This is a genomic window from Mesorhizobium sp. M7A.F.Ca.AU.001.01.1.1 (genome assembly GCF_004022735.1).
GTDB classification, from domain to species: domain Bacteria; phylum Pseudomonadota; class Alphaproteobacteria; order Rhizobiales; family Rhizobiaceae; genus Mesorhizobium; species Mesorhizobium ciceri.
In genome coordinates this window covers 1-5,983 of the sequence record NZ_RZPF01000395.1, presented here as the reverse complement: position 1 = coordinate 5,983, position 5,983 = coordinate 1, and the positions used below count along the sequence as shown (strand labels likewise).

Annotated in this window: 8 protein-coding genes and 1 pseudogene; 2 read left to right on the top strand and 7 right to left on the bottom strand. The window is 62.3% G+C overall.

The features are described 5' to 3' along the window. Together EN884_RS22180 and EN884_RS22175 are read left to right on the top strand one after the other, a co-directional pair. The coding region (locus tag EN884_RS22180) for an alpha-hydroxy-acid oxidizing protein (protein ID WP_164895104.1) at window positions 1-196 on the top strand (196 nt) is incomplete at its 5' end. Window positions 197-205: 9 nt separating this feature from the next. Further along, complete coding sequence (locus tag EN884_RS22175; protein WP_013529989.1) at window positions 206-751, top strand: adenine phosphoribosyltransferase; 546 nt, start codon at window positions 206-208, stop codon at window positions 749-751. Between the two features lie 165 nt (window positions 752-916). Here the strand turns inward: EN884_RS22175 and EN884_RS22170 are convergent, their stop codons facing one another. From EN884_RS22170 to EN884_RS39720, 7 genes and pseudogenes are all read right to left on the bottom strand, one after another. Beyond that, a complete protein-coding gene (locus EN884_RS22170; RefSeq protein ID WP_063168842.1) occupies window positions 917-1,387 on the bottom strand; it encodes a MaoC family dehydratase in 471 nt (156 codons plus the stop codon). Further along, on the bottom strand, window positions 1,384-1,860 hold the full coding sequence (locus EN884_RS22165) for a MaoC family dehydratase (RefSeq protein ID WP_013529991.1): 477 nt from the start codon (window positions 1,858-1,860) through the stop codon (window positions 1,384-1,386). The genes EN884_RS22170 and EN884_RS22165 overlap by 4 nt, the downstream gene beginning before the upstream one ends. A 123-nt stretch (window positions 1,861-1,983) precedes the next feature. Continuing rightward, complete coding sequence (corA, locus tag EN884_RS22160) at window positions 1,984-2,958, bottom strand: magnesium/cobalt transporter CorA (protein WP_023809832.1); 975 nt, start codon at window positions 2,956-2,958, stop codon at window positions 1,984-1,986. A 188-nt stretch (window positions 2,959-3,146) separates the two neighbouring features. Beyond that, window positions 3,147-3,818: an HAD family phosphatase gene (locus tag EN884_RS22155; RefSeq protein ID WP_272482876.1), complete on the bottom strand. Its 672-nt coding sequence runs from the start codon at window positions 3,816-3,818 to the stop codon at window positions 3,147-3,149. Between the two features lie 66 nt (window positions 3,819-3,884). Next, window positions 3,885-4,988 carry a redox-regulated ATPase YchF gene (gene ychF, locus EN884_RS22150; RefSeq protein WP_024505635.1) on the bottom strand — a complete coding sequence of 368 codons (1,104 nt, stop codon included), beginning with the start codon at window positions 4,986-4,988 and terminating at the stop codon, window positions 3,885-3,887. Window positions 4,989-5,077: 89 nt separating this feature from the next. Then, window positions 5,078-5,803, bottom strand: coding sequence for an aminoacyl-tRNA hydrolase (pth, locus tag EN884_RS22145; RefSeq protein WP_027162157.1), 726 nt, complete (start codon window positions 5,801-5,803; stop codon window positions 5,078-5,080). Between the two features lie 23 nt (window positions 5,804-5,826). Then, window positions 5,827-5,983, bottom strand: a pseudogene (locus EN884_RS39720) (50S ribosomal protein L25); the annotation flags it as partial.

Genomic DNA, 5,983 nt, shown 5'->3' with positions numbered 1-5,983 from the left:
CGTGCTGAAAGCGCTGTCGCTCGGCGCCAAGGCCGTCGGCGTCGGACGCTACTATCTGTTTCCGCTCGCGGCGGCCGGCCAGCCCGGCGTGGAACGGGCGCTCGAACAGATGCGGGTCGAGATCGAACGCGGCATGAGGCTGATGGGCTGCAGCTCGATCGAACAATTGTCGCGCAACAATCTCCGTTTCAGGTAATCTCGACCCATGAAATCCTCGCTCGAAGACACGCTGCTTGCCGCGATCCGCACCATTCCGGACTATCCCAAGCCCGGCATCCTGTTTCGCGACATCACCACGCTGCTTGGCAATGCGCGCGCCTTCCGCCGCGCCATCGACGAACTGGTGCATCCCTATGCCGGCCAGAAGATCGACAAGATCGCCGGCATCGAGGCGCGCGGCTTTATCCTTGGCGGCGCCGTCGCCCATCAGCTCTCGGCCGGTTTCGTGCCGATCCGCAAGAAGGGCAAGCTGCCCTACGAGACGGTGCGCGTCGCCTACAGCCTGGAATACGGGCTGGACGAAATGGAGATGCACAAGGACGGTGTTGCTCCGGGCGAGAAAGTGATCCTGGTCGACGATCTGATCGCCACCGGCGGCACGGCTGAAGCGGCGGTCAAGCTGCTGCGCCAGATAGGTGCCGACATCCTCGCCGCCTGTTTCGTCATCGACCTGCCGGACCTCGGCGGCCGTGCCAAGCTGGAGGCGCTCGGCGTGCCGGTGCGGACGCTGATTGGGTTCGAGGGGCATTGAGGGGCAGTTCTTCCTTCTCCCCTTGTGGGAGAAGGTGGATCGGCGCGCAGCGCCGAGACGGTTGAGGGGTGGGTGACGGAGTGCCGTCGGCGCCAAGCTGGAGCACCCCTCATCCGACCGAGCTTCGCTCGGCCACCTTCTCCCACAGGGGGAGAAGGAAGAAACCTACTCCACCTTCACCAGCACGGCGCTCTCGAACTCCAGCACCTTGGCGCCGGTCGAATCGAAAGCTTCCGAACGCAGCGCCAGCAGCCGCCAGCCGGGGCGTGAGGCAATCGGGCGGTGCGACAGCGCGGTGCGCGTGAAGGTGATGGTTTGCCCGGCATAGACCGGCTTCAGCCATTTCAGGTTCTTGAAGCCAGGCGAGGGGCCGAATTCCGGCACCGGACCGGGGCCGCTCCACGCAGCGATCTCGGCGTCCATGCGGTTTTCGAGATTGAGTTTCATCCAGGTGGCGGCGGTGTGCCAGCCGGATGCGCAGAGCCCGCCGAGCACGCTTTTCTTCGCGGCCTCCTCGTCGGTATGGAAGATCTGCGGGTCGTATTTGCGGGCGAAGGCCTTGATCGCCTCGGGCTCGAATGTGTGCGAGCCGAGCGTCACCGTGGTGCCGATACGAAAGAACTCGTCCAGTGTCATGCTTGGCTCCCCGCGGCATCGCGCGTGAGGAACATGGCGGAGTTCTCGAGCTCGAAGACGCTTTCGCCGCGCTGGTTGAACAGTTCGCTGCGCATTGTAACGAAGCCGAGTTGCGGCTTCGATTTGGACAGGCGCTTGGCAACGACCACCAGGGTGCCGGTCAGTTGATCGCCGGCCAGGACCGGCTTCTTCCATTTGACCTGATCGACGCCGGGCGCGCCCTGGCAGGTCGAGTCCAACAGGAAGGCATCGCACAGCATGCGCATGAACATGGCGCAGGTGTGCCAGCCCGACGCCGCCAGCCCACCGAGGATGCTGGCCTTGCCGGCTTCCTCGTCGAGATGCATCGGCTGCGGGTCGAATTCTCCGGCGAATTCGACGATCTCGGCGGCACTCACGAGCTTCGAGCCGAGGTCGATCGATGCACCCTCGATGAAGTCCTCATAGGCCCATGTTTTTATCTCTGCGGTCATGGTCTGGAATCCGGCTTGTCGACCCACGATCCTCAGGATCGGGGTTTCCGGATGCAGGCCGGCGTTCATTTGGTCAAGCGATTTCTACTGCGCCAGCCTGTGGCAGCCGATCGACAGGCCCACTCAGAGCCAGCCGCGGCGGCGGAAATACCAGAAGGGCAGGATCGCCGACAGCACCATCATGGCGATGGCGAAGGGATAGCCAAGTTCCCATTTCAACTCGGGGATGACGTCGAAATTCATGCCGTAGATCGAGGCGACCAAAGTCGGCGGCAGGAAGATGACGGCGGCGACCGAAAAGATCTTGATGATGGCGTTCTGCTCGATCGAGATCATGCCGAGCGTCGCGTCGAGCAGGAAGGAGATCTTCTGCGACAGGAAGGTGGCGTGGTCGGCGAGTGACAGCACGTCGCGAGACAGCGTCTTGATGCGCGCCTTGGTGTCCTTGCTCATCTTGGTGCGGGTCGAGGCATGGGCGAAAAAGCCCGCCAGGCGCTGCAGCGAGATCAGGCTGTCGCGGATCGAAGACGCGATGTCCTCCTTGCGGCCGATGGCTTTCAACAATTCCTGGAAGTCGCGATTGCGCTTGGAAACCTTGGTCGATCGCGCCTCGAAGATATCGCGCGAGATCGCCTCGATGTCACGGCCGGCACGCTCCAGAATGTCGGCGAGACGGTCGACGATCGCCTCCAGCAAGCCGATCAGGATGGTGTCGCCGCTGGTGCAGCCGGTCGCCACCTTCTCGGCGCGCTGCGGAAAGGTCTTGAAGGCCTTCGGCTCATGGTAGCGCACAGTGATCAACCTTGTGCCGGCGAGCACGAAGGTGACCGGCGACATCAAGGGATCGTCGACCTCGGTCTGCGCGGGCAGGGTTGCGGTCATGAAGTAGGCGCCGTCCTCGACATAGAGGCGGCTCGAAATCTCGATCTCCTCCATCTCCTCGCGCGTCGGAATGGCAACGCCGAGCCAGCTCTCGATCGTCGCTTCCTCTTCCTTTGTCGGGTTGAACAGGTCCGCCCAGACGATGGTCTCGCTGTTTGCCAGGAGATCGTCGACGACGCGCAGGCGATCATTGTCCACGACGAAGGCCTTGATCATCGCCTGATTCCCTTGCTGGGGCCAAAGGGTGCGTTCGGATTGACGCGTCGTGTTGGATTGCACGGTTCCTGGCGCCAGCGCCGACCGTGCGTCTGCCGCTTAGACCTGTGACGTGACAAAATCAAGACAAGCCCGAATCGGGCCGGGGGACGGCCCTCGCGGCTCGGAAGCCGCGTCAGCGGATCGATCTAAAGACTGGCTAGAGTGACCTCCAAGTCCTCGTATGCGCCGACGAGGGCATCCGCGCCATGTCGCAACAGAGCATCGCCATGAGTGCCGGTGCAATGACTGCCAGCGGTAAATCCGATCACGCGCATACCTGCTGCCTTGCCCGCCAGGACGCCATTCACGCTGTCCTCGACCACGATGCACTCCTTTGCATGAACACCGATCGTGTCCGCCGCATGCAAGAACAGGTCTGGTTCCGGCTTTCCATTGACGACCATGTCCGATGAAAAAATATTAGGATCGAAAAGGTCGACAAGGCCCGTGTGTTCGAGTTTCCAACGCAATCGGGCCAGCGGCGTGCTTGACGCCACACATCTCCATGCGGCGAGCCGGCCAATCACATTCCCTGCATCGGGTAAGGCCGCCAGATTCTTACGCAAGCGTTCGTTGGTGTGGTCGGCAAGCTGTTCAAAAAAGAGCGGAGAGAGCGGCTTGGCTCGCTCTTGGCCGATCGCTTCGAGCTTCGCCTGCCACATAGCGGGAGACAATCCCATGAAGGCTTGCGTATAGGCGCTTGGTTCGAACGTGATGCCGGCCGCCGCCAGATATTCAAGCTCGGTTGCCTGGTATATCTCCTCGCTGTTCACGAGGACGCCGTCACAATCAAATATTATCAGCTTTATAGGCGACACTTTGGGCCTGATATCTGGTGGTCGGCTCAGCCGGCCCGCGGACAGTCTCGAAGGACTTCCATCAAATCACGTGTTGAACTTGAACAGCAGGATGTCGCCGTCCTGGACGACATATTCCTTGCCTTCGTCGCGGGCCTTGCCGGCTTCCTTGGCCGCCACTTCGCCGCCCAGTGTGACGAAGTCATTGTAGGCGATGGTCTGGGCGCGGATGAAGCCGCGCTCGAAATCGGTGTGGATGACGCCGGCGGCCTGGGGGGCCTTGTCGCCCTTATGGATGGTCCAGGCGCGCGTCTCCTTCGGCCCGACGGTGAAGTAGGTGATGAGGTGCAACAGATCGTAGCCGGCGCGGATGACCTTGTTGAGGCCGGGCTCGTCGAGGCCGAGCGAGGACAGGAATTCCATCTCTTCCTCATCGGAGAGCTGTGCGACCTCGGCTTCGATGGCGGCCGAGATCACCACGGTGCCGGCGCCCTGGGCGGTCGCCATCTTTTCCACGGCCCTGGTGTGCTCGTTGCCGGTGGCTGCGTCGGCCTCGGCGACGTTGCAGACATAGAGCACGGGATGCGAGGTCAGAAGGTTCAGGCCCTGCAGGATGCGCAAATCTTCGGCCGAAATATCCTTGAGCAGGATGCGGGTCGGCTTGCCGGCCTGCAGCAGTTCTAGCGCTGCCTCCATCATCGGCAGCACTGACGTCGCTTCCTTGTCCTTGCTGCCGGCGCGCTTGCGGAATTGCACGATGCGGCGCTCGAGGCTGTCGAGGTCGGCGAGCATCAGCTCGGTTTCGACCGTCTCGGCATCGGCCACCGGGTCGATGCGGCCCTCGACATGGGTAATGTCGTCATCCTCGAAGCAGCGCAGCACATGCACGATGGCGTCGACCTCGCGGATGTTGGCGAGGAACTGGTTGCCCAGCCCTTCGCCCTTCGAGGCGCCGCGCACCAGACCGGCAATGTCGACGAAGGAGATGCGGGTCGGGATGATCTCCTTTGACTTGCCAATCGCCGCGATCTTCTGCAGGCGCGGATCGGGCACCGCGACCTCGCCGGTATTCGGTTCGATGGTGCAGAACGGATAGTTGGCGGCCTGCGCCGCAGCCGTTCTGGTCAACGCGTTGAAAAGCGTCGACTTGCCGACGTTGGGCAAGCCAACGATGCCGCATTTGAAACCCATTTTGTCCGGTCCTATCGGGAAATAGAAATTTGATCAGGGCTATGGGCGATAGGGGTGATCAACGTCAAGCCCTTCGGTTCCCTTGATGCTCAGTCCTTGCCGCCGAACAGCTTCTTCAGCATGGCGGCCATCGGACCGCTTTCCGGCAGCTTGGCCAGGGGCTGTTGGGGCCGTGCTTGGCGGACGTGACTTTGCTGCTTCTGCGCCGGCTGCTTAGGTGCCGATTTTTCGGGCTCCGGCCCGGCCTTGCCCTGGACGGCGAGACTGGCTTTGTTCATGAAGCCGGATTCGTCGCCTTTGGCGATCATGGCGGCGTTGTCGGCGATCGCGTCGAGCAGCGGGTCAAGCCATTCGCGGTCGGCCTTGTCGAAATCGCCGAGCACATGGTGCTGGACCATTTCCTTGACGCCTGGATGGCCGACGCCGATGCGTACGCGGCGATAGGCGTTGCCGACATGGCCATCGATCGAACGGATGCCGTTATGGCCGCCGGCGCCGCCGCCGGTCTTTATGCGCAGCTTGCCTTCGGCAAGATCGATCTCGTCATAGAAGACGGTGAGCGCGGAAAGCTCGAGCTTGTAGAAGCGCAGCGCTTCGCCGACCGACTGGCCGGACAGGTTCATGAAGGTCTGCGGCTTGATCAGGACGACTTTTTCGCCGCCGAGCGAGCCCTCGGCGATCAGGCCCTGAAATTTCTTCGACCAGGGCGAAAAGGAATGGCGGCGGGCGATTGCGTCCGCCGCCATGAAACCGACATTGTGCCGATTGCCGGCGTATTTCGCGCCCGGATTGCCGAGACCTGCAAACAGCAGCATCGCCTGCTCCGGGCGTGAAAGAGTTACTTCTCTTCGGCGGCAGGAGCCGCTTCAGGTGCAGCCGCTTCAGCCGTCTCTTCCGTCTCCGGCTTCATCGCCGACGAACCGGCAATGGTCGCGATGGTGAAGTCGCGGTCGGAGATCACAGGCTTGACCCCAGCCGGCAGCTTGACCGCCGAG